The organism is Thalassolituus pacificus, assembly GCF_025318105.1.
In the GTDB taxonomy this organism is placed as follows: Bacteria; Pseudomonadota; Gammaproteobacteria; order Pseudomonadales; family Oceanobacteraceae; genus Venatoribacter; species Venatoribacter pacificus.
In genome coordinates this window covers 142977-159854 of the sequence record NZ_JAOANI010000019.1, presented here as the reverse complement: position 1 = coordinate 159854, position 16878 = coordinate 142977, and the positions used below count along the sequence as shown (strand labels likewise).

Sequence of the window (16878 nt, the reverse complement as noted above, 5' to 3'; positions counted from 1 at the left end):
TGCCGCCTATCATAACAGGCTTTGTCAGCCGTGATAGCTCAGGAACCACTCTTTATGAATCCAGCGCAGCACATAGACCCGGACAGCTGAGACAGGTTCAATCAACCACGACAGACGGAGCAACCGCCGTAACGCTATGCCGTCACGGCTGCTTTCCGCTAGAATGCGCAGCTATTTCAGGCTTTGCCTTACAGAGGAACACCATGCAGTTATTCGTAGAGCAACTCACCAACGTCGACTTCAGCTATCTGGACGCCAAACGCGGCCTGGTGGGTGAAACCTGGTGGGCATCAGCCGTACTCGACGGCGCACTCGACGAGCAAGGCATGGTGTGTGATTTCGGCATTGTTAAAAAAACACTGCGCAACTGGCTGGACGACGAACTCGATCACCGCCTGCTGCTGCCGGTCAATTCGCCAGCCCTGACGCTGAAACACAGCGGTGACATCATTGAACTCAGCTGGCACGGTGATAACGGCGACCTGCTGGAAATGCGGGCGCCGCGTCAGGCCGTTGCTCTGGTCGATGCCGAACAGATCACCGCCAAAAGCGTGGCCCACTGGTGCCGTGAGCAACTGCGCAGTCATTTCCCGGTCAATGTTGAACAACTGACACTGAGCTTCGTGGCAGAAACCATTGATGGCGCCTCTTACCACTACAGTCACGGCCTGAAAAAACACAACGGCAACTGCCAGCGCATTGCTCACGGTCACCGCTCACGCATTCAGATCTGGCTTGACGATGAGCGCAGCAGTGCACTGGAACAGCAATGGGCAGAACGCTGGGCCGATATTTATCTGGGCAGCAAAGAAGACCTCATCAGCGAACAGGATGGACAGCTGTTATTCCGCTACAGCGCGCAACAGGGAGAATTTGAATTATCCCTGCCCGCCAGCCGCAATTACATGATGAACACCGACACCACCGTCGAATTTATCGCCCGCCACCTGGCCGATACCATCAAACAACAACACCCTGACAGCCGTGTCAAAGTGCGTGCATTTGAAGGCGTTAACAAAGGTGCCATCGCCAACGCCTGAATCTGACGCCTGAAAAATAAAAAAGCGGCCCTAATCCAATAGCAAGGCCGCTTTTTTTATGCCCGGAGCTGTCTGATCTGGCCTGCTGTCAGGCAGCTTCCATCCGTGCCCGCAAACGCCGCTGACCCAGAATAAACACCAGCAGTGCCAGCGGCAGCACAAACCACAGCCACTCGTGCAGGGTTTCGGCATACTGCTTACCGAGCACAAAGGCCACGGTAAAAATCATCGCCGCCCAGATCACGATTGAAACCACATTGGCGACGGTAAATGTCGAGCCCGGCACCCGCGCCAGCCCACAGGCGATATAGCCAAAGGTACGCAGCCCCGGCATGCAGCGAATCAGCGCCAGCTGATGCCAGGGAGCCTGCTGCAAAGGTTTTACCTGACGCTGAATCAGATCATGGCGGAATTTGTTCGCCAGCCATGGCCAGACATGCGCCAACCGCCCAAACAGATACAACGCCGTATCGCCAATAAACATACCGGTACAGGTTGCGGCAAAGGCCACTTCCGGCGCCAGCTTACCGCTCGCGGCCAGCATCCCGGCGCCAATAATCGCCAGGTCTTCCAGCATAAAGGTCGATACAATCACCACCAGAACCAGCCACAAGGGGCTGTCGGAATAACTCAGCAATGAGTCCAGCATGAATACTTCTCAGCTAACGGCCTGTAAATTTGCGCAGCATTCTACCTGAAACTGCGTGACGGGTGAGTGACAATAACGCCCAACCCGGCGGCAAAATGCCCTTACCGGCACCCCTTCACCGCCAGCAACGGGCACTCGCGACATGAAAGCGCAGTTAAATCACCGCCGGTGCTGAGATATACAAAAAAATCCGGTAGAATTGCGCGCCTTAAAATTCTTACATTCATTGTCCGTTGAGAGTCGCTATGTCCTCCCAGAACCCAATGGAGCTGTCTGCCCTGACCGCTATTTCTCCGATTGATGGTCGTTACGGCAACAAAACCGTGCAACTGCGTCCGATTTTCTCCGAGTTCGGCTTGATCCGTGCCCGCGTCGAAGTAGAAATCCGCTGGTTACAGCGCCTTGCGGCCCATGAAGCCATTACCGAAGTACCGGCCTTTTCGGCAGCCACCCAGCAACAGCTGGATGCCATCGTTGCCAACTTCAGTGAAGAAGATGCCCTGCGCATCAAAGCCATCGAAGCCACCACCAACCACGATGTGAAAGCGGTGGAATACTTCATCAAAGAAACGTTTGCCGACAATAGCGAACTGATGGCGGTTAATGAATTCGTGCATTTCGCCTGCACTTCTGAAGACATCAACAACCTGTCCCATGCGCTGATGCTGAAAGCCGGCCGTGACGACGTTATGCTGCCGGTTATGCAGGAAGTCACCGATGCGATCCGTGCTCTGGCACACGAGCACGCGGCCCTGCCGATGCTGTCCCGCACCCACGGCCAGACCGCTTCGCCAACCACTCTGGGTAAAGAGATGGCCAACGTTGTCGCCCGTCTTGAGCGCCAGATCAAGCAGATCAAAGCAGTTGAACTGCTGGGCAAAATCAACGGCGCCGTGGGTAACTACAACGCCCACCTGTCGGCCTACGCCGATATCGACTGGGCGGCTAACGCTGAAACCTTCGTGACCTCTCTGGGGCTGACTTTCAACCCGTACACCACCCAGATCGAGCCCCACGATTACATCGCCGAGCTGTTTGATGCCATCGCCCGCTTCAATACCATCCTGATCGACTTCGATCGCGATATCTGGGCGTACATCTCCAACGGCTACTTCAAACAGCGTACCATCGCCGGTGAAGTGGGCTCCTCCACCATGCCGCACAAAGTGAACCCGATTGACTTCGAAAACTCCGAAGGCAACCTCGGTATCGCCAACGCGGTTATGAACCATATGGCGCAGAAACTGCCGGTTTCACGCTGGCAGCGCGACCTGACCGACTCCACCGTACTGCGCAATATGGGCGTAGGTCTGGGCTACAGCCTGCTGGCTTATCAGGCCAGCCTGAAGGGCATCAGCAAACTGCAGGTGAATGCTGAACGTATCGCTCAGGATCTCGACAGCGCCTGGGAAGTGCTGGCCGAACCAGTACAGACCGTGATGCGTCGCTACGGCATTGAACAGCCTTACGAAAAACTGAAAGCCTTTACCCGTGGCAAAGCCATTACCCGCGATGCAATGGGCGAGTTCATTGCCTCACTGGAGCTGCCGCAAGCCGTCAAAGACGAATTAAACGCAATGACGCCGGCCAGTTACATCGGTAATGCCGCAGATCAGGCGAAAAACGTTTAATCGGTTTTAAAATCAAAAGCCTCCGTCAGTACATGCCTGACGGAGGCTTTTTTGTACCCGCATTCTGAGTAAACAACTATGCATATCCTTGGTCATCTGTCCGTTGAAGAATTCCTGCGCGATTACTGGCAACAGAAACCGGTTTTGATCCGCAACGCCTGGCCGGACTTCGAGCCCCTGCTCAGCTCCTCCGAACTGGCCGGCCTGAGCCTGGAAGAAGAAATTGAATCACGCCTGGTCGAAGAAGACGGCAAAGACGGCCCCTGGAGCATCCGCACCGGCCCTTTCACAGAAGACGATTACCGCGCCCTGCCGGAAAGCAAATGGACCTTACTGGTTCAGGCCGTCGACCACTGGATTCCGGAAGCGGCCGATATTCTTGAACACTTCCGCTTTCTGCCCAGCTGGCGCATCGACGATCTGATGATCAGCTACGCCGTCGACGGCGGCTCGGTCGGCCCGCATTACGACCAATACGATGTTTTTTTACTGCAGGCCGAAGGTCAGCGCGAATGGCGTATTGGCCAGATGTGCAACGATGATTCGCCAATCCTTAAAGGCCCGAAAATCCGCGTACTGGAACAGTTCGACGAAATCGAGCGCTGGACCCTGAACCCCGGCGACATGCTTTACCTGCCACCACAACTGGCCCATTACGGCATCGCCCAGGGCGAATGCATGACCTACTCCATCGGCTTTCGCGCGCCCAGCCAGGCGGAACTGGCACAGGCCGCAATGGACGATATTCTCGCCAGCGCCAGCGAAGACCAGCGCTACACCGATGCCGGCATCCGCCCAACCCAGACCCCGGGCCTGATTGATCAGGACGCGATCGCGCGCCTGCGTGCCCTGCTGACCGCGGCCCTCAACGATGACGAGCGTCTGCAGCAGGTTTTGGGCAAGTTGATGACCGAAGCCAAATACCCGGAACAGCTGCCGGAACCAAGAGACGATGCCAGCTGGCAAGAAGTAAACGACGAACTGGACGCATACCCGCAATGGCGTCGTTCCGAATTCGCCCGTTTCGCCTACAGCCAACAGGAGAATCAATGCAGCTTCTTCGCCCTCGGCCACAGCTGGAATCTGCCATTAAGTGATCTGGCGTTAGTTGCCTATCTGGCCGACAACAGCCAGTATGAAGGAGACACGCTAAAGGAACTGGCATCAGGCGCAACGGCGCAAAGCCTGCTGGTCAACCTCTGGCAACGACACATGCTGTACAGCCCGGAGACCGAGCTTGGAGATTGAAACCGCGAACTGGAAAGAACACCGAGACATATTGCGCGCCATCCGTGAGCGCGTATTTATTCGGGAGCAGGACATCGCCGAAGACCTGGAGTGGGATACCGACGACGCTACCGCCGTGCATTTTATTGCCCGCGACGGCAAACGCCCGGTTGGCTGCGCACGACTGCTGAGCAATGGCTATTTCGGCCGCATGGCGGTGCTGCCGGAATACCGTGGCCAGAGCTGGGGCACCCGCCTGCTGCGGGCAGTGGAACATCACTACGAAAAAGAAATGCGTGGCCGTATGTTACGCGCCACCGTACAAACCCAGGCTTACGGTTTTTATTACCGCAACGGTTTCTCACCGGAACAAGAGTTCTGCTGGGATGCAGGTATTCCCCATGTGCGCATGAACAAAGTGCTTGGCCGCCCCAGCCAGAGCAGCGAGCAGTTTATTCCGGGCAAAGACAATGAAGTGTACGTTCTGGAACAACCCGCTGCGGCCGAAGGTCTGCTGCAGATTGCCAGCCATTTTGGCCCGGCTGCGATACATATTTGCATCGCCGATCTCAGTCATCCGCTGTGGTCGGATAAAACCACACTGACCTGTCTTAATCGTTATATCCGTGGCGCCCGTCAACGTACGATCCGCGTGTTAATTGCACGCGAATATGCAGGTATTGCTGACCACCCGCTGTTGCAATTGCAGCAACGCATGAGCAGCCGCATGCAGTTGCAGGTGCATTCAGCAGTGAATACCCATCAGATATTGATGACCCCGGCGGTTTTTATCGGTATTGAGCGCAATAAAGTGACGGCCTGTATGAATGACCGCGCCAGAGTTGCCCGTATGCTGGATCAGTTTCAGGAATGGTGGCGCAGCAGCCAGCCATGCAAAGAAGGACGCAGACTGGGGCTGTAATCGCCCCACCCGTTAATTACCGCTCAGTGAACGGCAATAAATACGATCACATTCAGCAACGTCACGGCTGCTGTCAGAATATTACGCAAACGCTTATAAGAGTCAGCATAAGCACGTTTAAAAATAGGATTGGTTTCGGTCCATAATAACAACCAGAAGCCAACCACAAACATCAGCACCGCGACATTGGTAGGCAGGAAATACGCCAGTAATCCCCAGAGAAAAGTCCCGATGGATAACTCCAGCGGAATCTCATCAATTTGTTCCGGGTTAGCCTGTTCAACCCCCCAGCAACCACCGGCCATAAAAGCCAGAATCAACAGCGAATATAATTTAAAAAATTCTTCGCCCCCTTCAACACCCAGCACGACCGCTGCTGCGCCAGCAATAAAAGGCAGCAAACCGGCATAACCGAGCTTCTCAGAAATAGACAATGCCATCGTGGTACTCCTTACTTCAACAACATCTGTGAGGGCCTGCTCACACCAGGTGAATCCGGCCCCAGGTCCCGAAAAGCAGATTTTTCAAAGACTTACAGCCTAAAAATAGCCCAGCCAGAAAGAAAAGTATCTAAAAAAATGGCTGCTGTGTCAGACACAGCAGCCTTTTTAATCATAAACACCGCGCTGAGCTGCGAGGCGTTTAACTCAAACTCATTAAAAGTGATTCCACCCGGGCCACATCGTCTGGCGTATCAACACCATGCCCCGGCGCCTGCTCAATCACCGACATATGAATTTTGACGCCGTACCAAAGCGCGCGCAGCTGCTCCAGCGACTCGGTCGTTTCCAGCGCACACGGCTCCATGCCCGTGTACTGCTGTAAAAAAGACACACGATAACCGTACATACCAATATGACGATACACCGGCATTTTACTGGTCATTTCCTGCAGGCTGATTTTATAAGCATCACGATCCCAGGGAATCGAAGCACGGCTGAAATACATGGCAAAATGCGCACGATCAAGCACCACTTTCACGACATTCGGGTCAAATGCATCGGCCGCATCACGCAACGGCGTACACACCGAACTCATACCTGCCTCTGGATTTTCCAGCAAACTGGCGGCTGTCTTTTCAATTAACGATTGCGGAATTAACGGCTCATCACCCTGTAAATTCACAATCACGGCATCAGCGCCCCAGCCTTTGATCTGTGCGACCTCAGCTATACGCTCAGTACCATTTTCGTGATCCACGGAGGTCATTACCACATCGGCACCAAATGCCAACGCAGCGGCCTGAATGCGTTCGTCATCGGTGGCAATTACAATATCCTGCACACCGGTTGCCTGTGCTCGCTCATACACGTGCTGAATCATCGGCTTACCCGCCAGCATAATCAGTGGCTTACCCGGCAGACGACTGGAGCCATAGCGAGCCGGAATTACAATTTTATAATCAACCATTTTGTCTTATTAAACCTTGTAGAAATCACGATACCAGCGGGCGAAACGTTCAATCCCTTCGGCCAGTGGCGTGTTCGGCGCAAAATCAACATCTTCCACCAGATCATCAACATTGGCATAGGTTGCCAATACATCACCCGGCTGCATATCCATGTAGTGTTTATTGGCTTTTTTACCCAGCACATTTTCGATGGTTTCGATAAACGTACCCAGCTCAACGCTGTTGTGATTACCAATATTATAAATTTTATACGGTGCCGAACTGCGCGAGCAGTCACCGCTTTCCGGTGTCCAGCCGCTCACGCCCTGTGGAATTTTCTGGGTAATGCGGGTCACACCCTCAACGATGTCGTCAACGTAGGTGAAATCACGCTGCATTTTTCCATGATTAAAGACGTTAATGGTTTTGCCTTCGAGAATATCGCGGGTAAAACTGAAATACGCCATATCCGGACGGCCCCAGGGACCATACACGGTAAAGAAACGCAGACCGGTCACAGGCAAGCCGTAAAGATGCGCATAGGTATGCGCCATTAATTCGTTCGATTTTTTAGTCGCCGCATACAATGACACCGGGTGATCCACACGATCAGACGTGCTGTACGGAATTTTGGTATTCAAACCATAAACCGAACTGGACGATGCATAGACCAGATGCCCTACTTCGTTATGACGACAGGCTTCAAGAATATTTACAAAGCCAATTAAATTACTATCGACATAAGCGTGCGGATTAGTGATCGAATAACGTACACCGGCCTGCGCCGCAAGATGAACAACGCGGTCAAATTTATGCTCAGCAAACACCGTATCCACAGCCGCACGGTCGGATAATTCCACCTGTTTAAAAGTAAAACCGGACTGCTCTGCCAACCAGCCCAGACGACCGTGTTTTAAATTCACATCGTAATAATCATTCAGGTTATCGATACCAACAACCTCATGGCCCTGTTCAACAAAGCGTTTACTGGTAAAAGCACCAATAAAACCGGCTGCACCGGTTACCAGAATTTTCATATTTTTTTATCCTCAAACTCAGGCAGCATGGCCTTAATATAGGCTTCATCCAACGGCATACGACTGCCAAGAATAATATCCGCCACTTCACGGGCAACGCCACGACCGCCCCCGGCATCAGTAATCAGATCGGCGTGATCCTTTACCATCCAGAAGGCATCATCAGGGGCGATGCTTAGCCCTACTTTTTTCATTACTTTCAGATCAATCACATCATCGCCGACATAACAGACTTCACCAGGCTCAAACCACAGCTCATCCATTAACGCCGATAACACCGCCCATTTATCTTTTGTACCCGGAAAGAAATGCTGAATGCCAAGATCGGCAGCGCGACGCGCCAATGGCGCAGAGTCTTTGGCGGAAATAATGGCGGTAACGATGTCATAAGCGTCGAGCAATTTAATGCCAACACCGTCTTTAACATTGAAATGCTTTACTTGCTCGCCGTCGGCAGAATACGTCAGGGTGCCATCGGTCAGCACCCCGTCCACATCAAACACGACCAACTTAATTGCGCGGGCTTTCTCTTTTATGACATTGGGCAGATGTACCATAACTGCATCCTGAAAACGCTAATGCGGGAATACGGCCTGCAACAGCCAACCAGGCAGAGCCGAAATATTGTCCGCTATTGTAACGCGTTTGTCAGAGCAGTGTTATCAGCAGCGCAATGCTCCGACAACAAAGAATAAGCGCTTTGAAGCAACAGAAATGAAGAAAACGGAATGTAAGCAGATACGATTGATAACAACCGAAAAGATGGTATCCCCAAGGGGATTCGAACCCCTGTTACCGCCGTGAAAGGGCGGTGTCCTAGGCCTCTAGACGATGGGGACACAAGGACGTACGTAAAAATTGGTGGAGCCTAGCGGGATCGAACCGCTGACCTCAACACTGCCAGTGTTGCGCTCTCCCAGCTGAGCTAAGGCCCCGTATGCAGAACAACCCTATCAGGTTGGCGCAAAGTGGTATCCCCAAGGGGATTCGAACCCCTGTTACCGCCGTGAAAGGGCGGTGTCCTAGGCCTCTAGACGATGGGGACACAAGGACTGCTTTGAGTATTTGGTGGAGCCTAGCGGGATCGAACCGCTGACCTCAACACTGCCAGTGTTGCGCTCTCCCAGCTGAGCTAAGGCCCCGTCTCAAAACGTGCGCGAATATTACTGACGCCCCCCGACACTGTCAACCGGCAAGCGTCGAAATACGCGAAAAAATTTTCTGAAACAATAACTTAGCCGATTTAACCGGCATTGCAGCCCACCCACCCTGCCCTTACGGACAGAATGAGCGGGCGCAGCAAATCAGGACTCTGCCGCAGCACTCAGTTCAGCGGCAATCGCTGCTGACAGCTGCTGGTAGTCCTTTTCCATCTTCTTGGCTTTCTTCTTACCGACACCGCCCAGCACATCAATCGCATGACGCAAGCGCGCACGACTCATGTCCGGCCCCAGCAGCGCCATACTGTCGAGCACAGAGATCGTGGCTGACGTACCGGCAATGGCAATAAAGAACGGGAACAGGAAGTCACGGACTTTAATGTCCAACAAACGCGCCATGGCAAACAGGCGCGCTTCAATGTCTTCTTTATTCCAGTGACGAATCTCTTCCAGCTGCCATAAGCCAAACTGCAGCACCGTCAGCAGACGCTCTTCGTCGTAGGCTTTGTGCTCAAAGCTGGCAGCCGTCAGCGGTGTTAAGCCCGACAGGAAATGACCGGCCAGCGGCACCACATCCGAGAATGTTTCAATACGCGGCTGTACATGCGGAATGATCGACAGAATATTCTGCGGACGCAGACCCCAGGCAGCAAAGCGCTGCGCAAAGGTTTCAGCATCCAGCTCACGCACCCACAAACTGTTCAGCCAGCGCAGTTTTTCCACATCAAACACCGGCCCGCCAAGAGACACACGCTTGATATCAAAATGAGCAAACATATCATCACGGGTGAATTTTTCACGCTCATCCGGCATCGACCAGCCCATACGGCCCAGATAGTTGAGCAGTGCTTCCGGCATATAGCCCATGCGATCGTAAAACAGAATAGACGTTGGATTTTTGCGCTTACTCAGCTTGCTTTTATCCGGGTTACGCAGCAGCGGCATGTGGCACAGATGCGGCATATCCCAACCAAAGTATTCATACAGCAACTTATGCTTGGGTGCGGAGTTAATCCACTCCTCACCACGAATAACATGGGTGATTTTCATCAAATGATCATCGACGACGTTGGCCAGATGATAGGTGGGCATGCCATCGGATTTCAGCAGAATCTGTGCATCAACCTGAGCCCAGTCGAGCTCAATGGCTCCGCGCAGCATATCATTCACCACACAGACACCCTCTTCCGGTACCTTCATCCGTACCACATAAGGCTCACCTGCCGCTTCACGGCGGGCCACTTCGTCGGCCGGCAACAGCAAATCAGAAGGCTTTAACGCCATCAGCGACCCCTGCTCCTGACGGGTAAGACGCAGAGCGTCCAACTCAGCCGCCGTGCGGTAGCATTTGAACGCATGACCACTGTCGAGCAGCTTCTGCACGTGCTCAAGATAGACATCACGGCGCTCACTCTGGCGATATGGGCCGTGCTCGCCACCAACGTCGGGACCCTCATCCCACTCCAGGCCCAGCCAGCGCATGCTGTCCATAATGGCCTGTTCAGATTCCGGTGTACTGCGGGCCTGGTCAGTGTCTTCGATACGCAGAATAAACTGCCCGCCATGCTGTCGGGCAAACGCCAGATTGAATAAAGCGATGTAGGCTGTACCTACGTGCGGATCGCCGGTAGGCGAAGGTGCAACACGGGTGCGGACCGTCATAAATGGAATTCTCTGTGACATGCGGATTTAAGGCCGACGATTATAGAGAATTCACGCGCACAACGCACCGGTAAGCAGGAACAGATAACGACATACCGGCAGAATGAAAATTGCAGCGATAAAAACCGCCGATCGGGATGAACGCCGTCGCAGGCTCCGGGCGTTTGTCGCTGCGCTCGGTACAAACCCACGAGGGTTCTCACCCCAACCCCACTGCCTTTAGCTCAAAGCTTCAGATATAAAAAAACCGCGAACTTTTGCAAGTACGCGGTTTTCAGAATTAGTGACTGACGAGAGAAAGCGGAGGGATCTCCCGACCAAGCCACATCATAAACCCGGTCGGGATGAACGCCGTCGCAGGCTCCGGTCGTTTGTCGCTACGCTCGGTACGAACCCACGAGGGTTCTCACCCCAACCCCACCGCCTTTAGCTCAAAGCTTCAGATATAAAAAAACCGCGAACTTTTGCAAGTACGCGGTTTTTAAAATTAGTGGCCGACGAGAGAAAGCGGAGGGATATCCCGACCACGCCACAGCATAAACCCGGTCGGTACGAACCCACGAGGGTTGGGCACCCTCCCTTCACCGCTCTCCAACGTAAACGCGGAGCATAAAAAAACCGCATAGCCCGAGGACCATGCGGTTTTCAGAATTCGTGGCGGTGAGGGAGGGATTCGAACCCTCGATACCTTGCGGTATACACGCTTTCCAGGCGTGCTCCTTCAGCCACTCGGACACCTCACCTAATCTGAGCACTGCTCAGAGGCCGCGTACTATACGCAGCAGCGACCTGAGCGTCAACACCCATCCTGAGCTAATTGCTTGTTTTTATGACGATTTCGCTTTCCAGCGGGTAACAAAATCGTCCAGCGGCAACTCTGGGGGTTGCTTCAGGGTGCAGTTAATGTGGCCGATATAAACAAAGCCGACGATCACATCCTGTGGTGCCAATCCCAGCGCCTCAATCACCTGCGGATTAGTGGCCATGTCGCCGGTACGCCAGATTGCGCCCAAGCCCAAAGCCCAGGCGGCATTGAGAATATTCTGTACACCTGCACCGGTAGACAAAAGCTGTTCGTCACGCGGCACTTTAGGGTGCTCCTGAATACAACTGACGGCCACAATCAACAGCGGTGCCCGTAACGGCATATTCAACACTTTTTGCTGTTTTTCAGCGCTCAGACTCTGCCAGTCAGGCGTTGCCTGCAGGAATATCTCTCCCAGCGCACGTCGGTTTTCCCCCTCAATCAGAAGATAACGGCTCGGACGCAACCAGGCGTGATCCGGGGCGCGTAAAGCAGAACGCAGCAAAATATTCTGTTCTTGTGGTGTGATGCCAGGGCCGGTCAGTTGCGGAGCCGAAACCCGTTCAGTTAACATGCGTAAAGCTTCCATTAGCGCATCCAAATCAATATGTTCGTCATATGTCTATTGTAAAGTCGTGACCGTCAATGAAAAGCCTGACTTAGCCGTCATGCACTTGCTGAGCTGCGTTATTCTGGGTATATAGATGTTCTCAATCATTGCCACTGGCCGAGCCGTGTTACCCATTATAAGAACAATTATTTTTCCAGGCCCTCACAATGTCTAACCGTCAGGATCCGTCTCATTTCGCGGAAACCACACTACCAAAACAAGATTACATGGCCCGTATACTGGGCTATGGGGTAGCGGCTGTCACGGTTCTGATGGGCATACTGCAAGGCTATTTTGAAGACCAGGCCATTGTCGTCGCCGTCGTCAGCATACTCTATCCGCATGCCGTTTATGTTCTGAGCCGTCCGTTCCGGCAAAAACGCGCCTATTCCACACGCCAGTTTCTGATTCATTTTGATGCCGTACTCTGCGGTGTTTTTCTTGGCTACATCCAACTGCCAATCGAGCTGACGGTGTTGTTTCTGATTATGATCAATACCAGCTTCATTATCGTCGGCAGCATCACCGCCTGGGCGTTCTGTATTATTTCACTGATTTCCGGAGCCGCCGCCGGTATTTTGCTGTTCGGCCATCAGCCGGCCGCCCCGGTTCCACCCGAGCTGTTTTTGACCGCCGCCTTTGGCGTCGGACTGCATCTGGGAATATCAGCCTTTAACAGCAACCGTCAGGCACGCGATCTGATACGGTTGAAGCAAAAATTTCAGGGCCAGGTTGAACGCTTTCAGGCGCTGTCCCATCAGGTATCCAAATACGTCGCCCCTCAGGTATGGGAATCCATTTTTTCCGGCCGACGCCAGGCTAAGCTTGAGACTCAGCGTAAAAAACTGGTTATTTTCTTCTCTGATATTGTGGGTTTCTCATCCCTTTCCGAACAAATGGAAGCCGAAGCCTTTACTGACTTGCTCAATCAATATCTGACCGACATGTCACGCATCGCCCTTAAATACGGCGGTACCATCGATAAATTTATCGGCGACGGCATGATGATTTTCTTTGGCGACCCGAAGAGTAAAGGCACCAAACGTGATGCACTTGCCTGCGTCTCAATGGCCATTGAAATGCGCCGTCACATGCTGAAATTGCGCAAACAATGGGCAGAGCACGGTATGACCGCTCCGCTGCAAATTCGTATGGGGATCAATACCGGCTATTGCACTGTCGGTAACTTCGGCACCGAAAGCCGCATGGATTACACCATCATCGGCAAAGAGGTAAACCTCGCCAGCCGCCTGGAAAGCGAAGCGGATGCCGGCGAGATTCTGGTTTCCCACGAAACCTACGCGTTAATTAAAGATAAAATCATTTGTCGCCAGCGTGGCAGCGCGATGGTTAAAGGCTTCCGTGACCCGGTGCCGCTGTATCAGGTTATCGATTATCGTCGCGACCTGGGTTCCAACCCGAGCTTTATGAACCACGAATCGGAAGGCTTCTCGCTTTACCTTGAGTCGGACAAAATCCGTGAAGAAGAACGCGAAAAAGTGGCTGACGCACTGGAAAAAGCCGCTAATAAAATCCGTGGCAAAGTGAATAACTGACATCGATGGCACCCAATAAAGAATCGGGCTTAATAAAAACCGTATAGAAACAGTAAACTTCCATAAAAATCAGCATAAAAAAACAGTGGCCAAGGCCACTGTTTTTTTATTCCGGCAACCGCCCTTTTTAACCGCAGCCATTACTGGCCGACGCCAAGCTCACTGGCGCACCAGACGGAAATTCTCGGCAATAAATCCGGCTTCGGATGTACGGTAAGGATTAATATCCAGACCGCCACGGCGCACGTAACGTGCGTACACAGTTAACGACTCGGGCTTACATGCCAGTGAGATATCACGATAAGTGCGTTCAGCGCACTGCTCATGAAAATCCTGATGCTGGCGTAATGAGACGATATAACTCAACAAACCAGCCTCATCAATCTGCGCACCACGGTAATGAATATACAGCGTGCCCCAGTCGGGTTGACCAGTAACCGGGCAATTGGATTTCAGCAAATGGCTGCATAGCCAGCCATCAAACTGCCCTCCGGTTGTTTTTAACAAAGAAGCATCCAGTGCATAACGGCTCACTTCAATATCGAGATCATCAATACAGCGGGCGGCCGGTGGCGTTGGAAATGTTGCATCAACAGCATGGAAAATAACGTCAATATCAGCCTCAGCAGCAGCCGATAAATCCGCCACCATGCGTAAACGCGCGTCTTCTGCGTCGTTAAAACGTGTCTGATTAAACGAATTCAGATACAGCTTGAATGACTTGGACTCCACCAGATAACGACTGACAGCCGGGATACGAAACTCAGCCAGACAAACCACCGGTTTGCCTTTACTGTTCAACCAGGAAATTTCATAACCGTTCCAGATATCAACACCAAAAAACGGTACTTCGTGGCGATTCAAACCCTGGGCACGCCAGCTCTCTTCCCGCTCAATCGGAAACAACAGCGTCGCATCGTATTCATCTTTATAGGCTGAAACCTTACCCAGCGGGTTTTGTTCGCTTGTTACTGACGCCATTTTACACCTCGATCACTGTCGCATACCGACACCGCGACGTAACAGCCAAAGACTGTAAGTCGCAAGAACAACAATAAAAAATACCAGCATGCCTAATGAGAACCAGATATTAACGTCTGACACTCCCAGAATGCCGTAGCGGAACGTATTAACCATATACAAAATCGGATTAAACAGAGACACACCCTGCCAGAAATCCGGTAACAGGCTAATCGAATAAAACACCCCGCCAAGATACGTCAGCGGCGTAATCACAAAGGTTGGTACAATGGATATATCATCGAACTTGGTGGCAAAAATAGCGTTAATAAATCCACCCAATGCAAACAGCATGGCCGACAATAAAATCACCAGAAAAACCACAAGCAGATTGTGTATCTGCAAATGAGTAAAATACAGCGACAGCAGCGTAACGATAATGCCAACCCCCACACCGCGGGCAATACCGCCACACACATAGCCGAGCAAAATAGTTCCGGGATGTACCGGTGCGACCATCAATTCTTCAATACTGCGCTGGAATTTATTACTGAAAAATGAGCTCGATACATTGGCGTACGCACTGGTGATCACACTCATCATAATCAGTCCCGGTACGATAAAGGCCATATAATCTACGCCACCCATCGGACCAATTCGCGATCCGATTAACTGACCAAAAATCACAAAATACAACGTCATGGTGATGGCCGGCGGCAACAGCGTCTGTTGCCAGATACGGGTAAAGCGCCGGATTTCTTTAGTGAGAATCGTGGTGAAGGCAACCCATTGAATACGCATCGGACTCATGCTTTTGCTCCCCTGACCAGATCGACAAATAATTCTTCCAGACGATTAGACTTGGTTCTCATACTGCGAACCTCTATGCCCTGCTGCGTCAGCAACACAAAAATATGGTTAATGCTCTGACCTTTCTCCACCACCACCTCAATACAATCATCAGCGACACGGCGACACTCGAACCCCGCCAGAGAAAAATCCTCTGCCACAGTGGAATTAAGATCAAAGATAAACGTTTCGGTACTCAGCTGGCTCAGCAGGTTACGGACACTCGTAGCCTGTACAATTTCACCATCATTAATAATGGCAATATTGCGGCATAACTGTTCCGCTTCTTCAAGGTAATGCGTGGTCAGAATAATCGTGGTGCCGGCGCGATTCAGTTCCTGCATAAAGATCCACATAGAACGACGCAGCTCAATATCAACGCCGGCGGTCGGCTCATCAAGAATCAGAACTTTAGGCTCGTGTACCAACGCCCGCGCAATCATTAAGCGGCGCTTCATTCCACCGGATAACATCCGCGCCTGCTGGTCACGCTTCTCCCACAGATCAAGCGCACGCAGCAGCTTCTCGGTGTTTGGCGCGGCCTGAGCCGCGGTCAGGCCAAAATAACCAGCCTGAGTGATGACGATGTCGTACACTTTTTCGAACTGATTAAAATTAAACTCCTGCGGCACAACCCCCAGATAACGACGGGCAGAGAATGCCTGCTGGTTCACATCAAAACCCATAACTTCGGCATTGCCGGATGTTTTTTGCACCAGACCCGATAGAATACCCAGCGTGGTCGACTTACCGGCGCCATTTGGCCCGAGTAAGGCGAAGAAATCGCCCTGCTCTACAGTCAGATCAATGCCTTTCAATGCCTGAAAGCCATTGCCATAAACTTTGGATAAATTTCGTACCACCAGGGCAGGAACCATAATTTTTGACCTTAAGAGCGTATTAATGAGTGAACGACTGAATGATCATATCCACCTGTTGCAACAGGTTCATGAACGCCTGAGCAAAGCACAGAGCCAGGCTGGCGGGATTATCAGCGATGAGATTCTACATCAGCTGACGCAGGTTATTGATCAGCTCACGCAACATACTGATTCAGGCTACACCCAGGGGCAGGATTGGATCACCCATATTTTTAACCATCTGCCGCAATTGTCGCCAGCCATCGACCGCGATCTGCTGTGGTTTTTCGGCGGTGATTGCCTGCACTTCCTGACCGATGAAGAAATTGACCTGTTTCAGCAAATAGACGAAATCGAAGCTCAGCACGAGCAGGAACAAAAGCCTTTTGATCGTCAGAGCGCCAAAGACCTGCTGCTGAAATCATCCCCCGGATTCGACGCCTGAGGCGTCGAATTCCTGCACCTCAGACACGCAGCCGAATTTCAGACATAAAAAAAGCTGCCATAAAGGCAGCTTTTT

The 16878-nt window shown here is 52.2% G+C and carries 16 protein-coding genes and 5 tRNA genes; 6 read left to right on the top strand and 15 right to left on the bottom strand.

All coding sequences use genetic code 11. From position 1 onward, the window contains the following. Nucleotides 1–203: 203 nt before the first annotated feature. A complete protein-coding gene (locus NYR02_RS11325) occupies nt 204–1040 on the top strand; it encodes a 6-pyruvoyl trahydropterin synthase family protein (protein ID WP_260976471.1) in 837 nt (278 codons plus the stop codon). Between the two features lie 88 nt (nt 1041–1128). Here the strand turns inward: NYR02_RS11325 and NYR02_RS11320 are convergent, their stop codons facing one another. Further along, nucleotides 1129–1689, bottom strand: a complete 561-nt coding sequence (locus NYR02_RS11320) for a DedA family protein (protein WP_260976470.1) — start codon at nt 1687–1689, stop codon at nt 1129–1131. Between the two features lie 263 nt (nt 1690–1952). Here NYR02_RS11320 and purB point away from each other — a divergent pair, with 263 nt between their 5' ends. From purB to NYR02_RS11305, 3 genes are all read left to right on the top strand, one after another. Further along, nucleotides 1953–3320, top strand: coding sequence for an adenylosuccinate lyase (purB, locus tag NYR02_RS11315; protein WP_260976777.1), 1368 nt, complete (start codon nt 1953–1955; stop codon nt 3318–3320). Nucleotides 3321–3398: 78 nt separating this feature from the next. Continuing rightward, nucleotides 3399–4568 carry a cupin domain-containing protein gene (locus NYR02_RS11310; protein WP_260976469.1) on the top strand — a complete coding sequence of 390 codons (1170 nt, stop codon included), beginning with the start codon at nt 3399–3401 and terminating at the stop codon, nt 4566–4568. Beyond that, nucleotides 4558–5469: a GNAT family N-acetyltransferase gene (locus NYR02_RS11305; RefSeq protein ID WP_260976468.1), complete on the top strand. Its 912-nt coding sequence runs from the start codon at nt 4558–4560 to the stop codon at nt 5467–5469. The genes NYR02_RS11310 and NYR02_RS11305 overlap by 11 nt, the downstream gene beginning before the upstream one ends. 23 nt (nt 5470–5492) lie before the next feature. On the opposite strand, the gene NYR02_RS11300 is transcribed toward NYR02_RS11305, so the two are convergent. From NYR02_RS11300 to NYR02_RS11250, 11 genes are all read right to left on the bottom strand, one after another. Beyond that, entirely contained in the window at nt 5493–5909 is a 417-nt protein-coding gene (locus NYR02_RS11300) for a DUF3429 domain-containing protein (protein ID WP_260976467.1), read from the bottom strand. A gap of 202 nt (nt 5910–6111) precedes the next feature. After that, nucleotides 6112–6879 (bottom strand): 3-deoxy-manno-octulosonate cytidylyltransferase, encoded by a 768-nt coding sequence (gene kdsB, locus NYR02_RS11295; protein WP_260976466.1) that lies wholly within the window; start codon nt 6877–6879, stop codon nt 6112–6114. Nucleotides 6880–6888: 9 nt separating this feature from the next. Continuing rightward, nucleotides 6889–7896, bottom strand: coding sequence for an NAD-dependent epimerase (locus tag NYR02_RS11290; protein WP_260976465.1), 1008 nt, complete (start codon nt 7894–7896; stop codon nt 6889–6891). Continuing rightward, nucleotides 7893–8453, bottom strand: coding sequence for a KdsC family phosphatase (locus NYR02_RS11285; RefSeq protein WP_260976464.1), 561 nt, complete (start codon nt 8451–8453; stop codon nt 7893–7895). Before NYR02_RS11285 ends, NYR02_RS11290 begins: the two co-directional genes overlap by 4 nt. A 206-nt stretch (nt 8454–8659) precedes the next feature. Next, nucleotides 8660–8735 (bottom strand) — tRNA-Glu (locus NYR02_RS11280). A gap of 20 nt (nt 8736–8755) precedes the next feature. Continuing rightward, nucleotides 8756–8831: transfer RNA gene (locus NYR02_RS11275), tRNA-Ala, on the bottom strand. 34 nt (nt 8832–8865) lie between these two features. Beyond that, nucleotides 8866–8941 (bottom strand) — tRNA-Glu (locus NYR02_RS11270). Between the two features lie 21 nt (nt 8942–8962). Further along, nucleotides 8963–9038 (bottom strand) — tRNA-Ala (locus NYR02_RS11265). Nucleotides 9039–9200: 162 nt separating this feature from the next. Continuing rightward, nucleotides 9201–10718 (bottom strand): glutamate--tRNA ligase, encoded by a 1518-nt coding sequence (gene gltX / locus NYR02_RS11260; protein WP_260976463.1) that lies wholly within the window; start codon nt 10716–10718, stop codon nt 9201–9203. A 655-nt stretch (nt 10719–11373) separates the two neighbouring features. Next, nucleotides 11374–11461 (bottom strand) — tRNA-Ser (locus tag NYR02_RS11255). 84 nt (nt 11462–11545) lie between these two features. After that, on the bottom strand, nt 11546–12112 hold the full coding sequence (locus NYR02_RS11250; RefSeq protein WP_260976462.1) for a nitroreductase family protein: 567 nt from the start codon (nt 12110–12112) through the stop codon (nt 11546–11548). Nucleotides 12113–12360: 248 nt separating this feature from the next. On the opposite strand from NYR02_RS11250, the gene NYR02_RS11245 reads away from it, so the two are divergent. After that, nucleotides 12361–13689, top strand: a complete 1329-nt coding sequence (locus NYR02_RS11245; protein ID WP_260976461.1) for an adenylate/guanylate cyclase domain-containing protein — start codon at nt 12361–12363, stop codon at nt 13687–13689. 159 nt (nt 13690–13848) lie between these two features. On the opposite strand, the gene queF is transcribed toward NYR02_RS11245, so the two are convergent. From queF to NYR02_RS11230, 3 genes are read right to left on the bottom strand one after another with little or no spacing between them, the layout of a single operon-like run. Beyond that, nucleotides 13849–14670 carry an NADPH-dependent 7-cyano-7-deazaguanine reductase QueF gene (queF, locus tag NYR02_RS11240; protein ID WP_260976460.1) on the bottom strand — a complete coding sequence of 274 codons (822 nt, stop codon included), beginning with the start codon at nt 14668–14670 and terminating at the stop codon, nt 13849–13851. Between the two features lie 12 nt (nt 14671–14682). Then, entirely contained in the window at nt 14683–15459 is a 777-nt protein-coding gene (locus tag NYR02_RS11235) for an ABC transporter permease (RefSeq protein WP_260976459.1), read from the bottom strand. After that, nucleotides 15456–16379 carry an ABC transporter ATP-binding protein gene (locus NYR02_RS11230; RefSeq protein WP_260976776.1) on the bottom strand — a complete coding sequence of 308 codons (924 nt, stop codon included), beginning with the start codon at nt 16377–16379 and terminating at the stop codon, nt 15456–15458. The genes NYR02_RS11235 and NYR02_RS11230 overlap by 4 nt, the downstream gene beginning before the upstream one ends. Before the next feature lie 22 nt (nt 16380–16401). Between NYR02_RS11230 and NYR02_RS11225 the strand changes: the two genes are divergently transcribed. After that, nucleotides 16402–16803 carry a PA2817 family protein gene (locus NYR02_RS11225; RefSeq protein WP_260976458.1) on the top strand — a complete coding sequence of 134 codons (402 nt, stop codon included), beginning with the start codon at nt 16402–16404 and terminating at the stop codon, nt 16801–16803. Nucleotides 16804–16878: the final 75 nt, after the last annotated feature.